The 1872-nt window shown below is 68.4% G+C and carries 2 protein-coding genes; one reads left to right on the forward strand and one right to left on the reverse strand.

Going from position 1 to position 1872, the window contains the following annotated elements; genetic code table 11:
* A partial coding sequence (locus ACTICP_RS16035; protein ID WP_441894069.1) for a hydroxymethylglutaryl-CoA reductase, degradative occupies positions 1 to 1211 on the reverse strand: 1211 nt, incomplete at its 3' end.
* Between the two features lie 194 nt (positions 1212 to 1405).
* Between ACTICP_RS16035 and ACTICP_RS16040 the strand changes: the two genes are divergently transcribed.
* Positions 1406 to 1872: alpha/beta fold hydrolase (locus tag ACTICP_RS16040; RefSeq protein ID WP_441894071.1), on the forward strand; the 467-nt coding region annotated here is incomplete at its 3' end.

The following is a 1872-nucleotide window of genomic DNA, read 5'->3' on the forward strand; positions in this document are numbered from 1 at the left end:
TCTGCGACGATGCGTGCGGCGACCTCGCCGATCTCGTCGACCTCGGCGCCGGCGCTGGCCGCGATCGTCCGCGCGTGCAGCGTCATGTGCCCGCGCTGGATGCCCTCGGCCGCGAGGGCGCGGCAGGCGGCGAGGTTCTGGGCGAGTCCGACGGCGGCGATGATGCTCGCGAGCTCGCGGGCCGTCTCGACACCGAGGAGCTTCACGCCGGCCTGGGCTGTCGGATGCGCGCGGGTCGCTCCGCCGACGAGGCCGACGGCGAGCGGCACTTCGAGGGTCCCGACGAGATTGCCATCGGCATCCTTCTCGAATTGCGAGAGCGCGGCGTACTGACCGCTGCGGGCGGCGTGCGAGTGGCAGCCGGCTTCGACGGCGCGGGTGTCGTTGCCCGTGGCGAGGACGACGGCGGTGATGCCGTTCATGATGCCCTTGTTGTGCGTTGCCGCGCGGTAGGGGTCAGCCTCGGCGAAGGCGCTGGCGGCGACGATGTCGTCGACGACCTGGGCACCGCCGAGGAGTTCAGCATCGAAGACGGCGCGGGCGCGGGTGAGACGCAGTTCGGCCTTATTCGTGAGGATGCGCAGCAGTGTGCGCGTGCCCGCGATCTCGGCGACGCGCGGCGCGATCGCTTCGGCCATCGTGTTGACCGCGTTGGCGCCCATGGCATCGCGGACATCGACGTGCAGATGCAGGATCACCTGCGTGCCCGCGCGGGTGGGCAGGACTCGGACGGAGATGTCGAACGCGCCACCGCCGAGCGAGACGAGCATCGCGTCCTGCTCATTGGCCAGCGCCAGCAGTTCGTCCTTCGCCTCGAGCAGCGCAAAACACGTGCCGTGCGGGTCGACCGCGTCGAGCGCCTGGATCTGCGCGATCATGACGTCGCCGGTGTACGAGGTGGTGAACCCGCCGTGCCCGCGCGCCATACGTGCGGCGTTCGAGGCCGCCGCGACGACACTGGGCTCCTCGGTCGCCATCGGGATCAGCCGGTCTGCTCCGTCCACGCGGAAGTTCGTGGCGACGCCGACCGGGATACTCAGGAGACCGATCACGTTCTCGATCATGTGATCGGCCTGCGCGAGGGAGAGACCCCCTTCGCCGCTCAGCGCGTCGAGCGCATCTGCTTCGAGACCGGCGCCCTCGGCCACGAGCGCGAGCCGGTCACCGGGGGTGTGGTCGCGCAGGCCGGAGATTCGACTGTTGATCGGCATCGGTCACCTTCCTTCAGGGCAGCGCCGGCCGGCGCTGCAGTCACCATCGACACTATGAGCGACACGCGCGGTCGACGATGGGTGGATCACTCACTGAGAGCACAACGGCATGGGGAAATGACACATCATCTCAGCATCGGTGCCGATCTAGACTCACAGGACGCAGCAACGACTCGAGCCCCGAGGAGACCCCGATGCCCTACACCGACTCCGCACCCGTCCGGCTCTACTACGAAGTGTTCGGATCGGAAGCAGATCCGGTCCTCGTGCTGGTTTCCGGTGGCGGAGCTCAGCTGCTGAGTTGGGACGAGGAGTTCATCGCCCACCTCACGAATGGGGGGCTGCGGGTCGTCCGCTTCGATAACCGCGACACCGGGTTCTCTGAGCGCTTCGGCGGAGAGGACGACATCGACGGCGGCTACGACCTGGCCGACATGGGCGATGACATCCTGCACATCCTGGATCACCTCGGCGCGCGCTCGGCGCACATCGCCGGGCATTCCATGGGCGGCATGATGGCGCAGATGGTGGCGATCCAGCATCCGGAGCGGGTTCGCAGCCTCGGACTGCTGTCGACGATTCCGGGGCGGAGCCCCCGCTATGTGCTGCACGGAGAGCGCCCTGAACTGCTGAAGCCACCGGTGCGCGTCACCCGCGAACA

The organism is Microbacterium sp., assembly GCF_052102115.1.
Classification (GTDB): Bacteria; Actinomycetota; Actinomycetes; order Actinomycetales; family Microbacteriaceae; genus Microbacterium.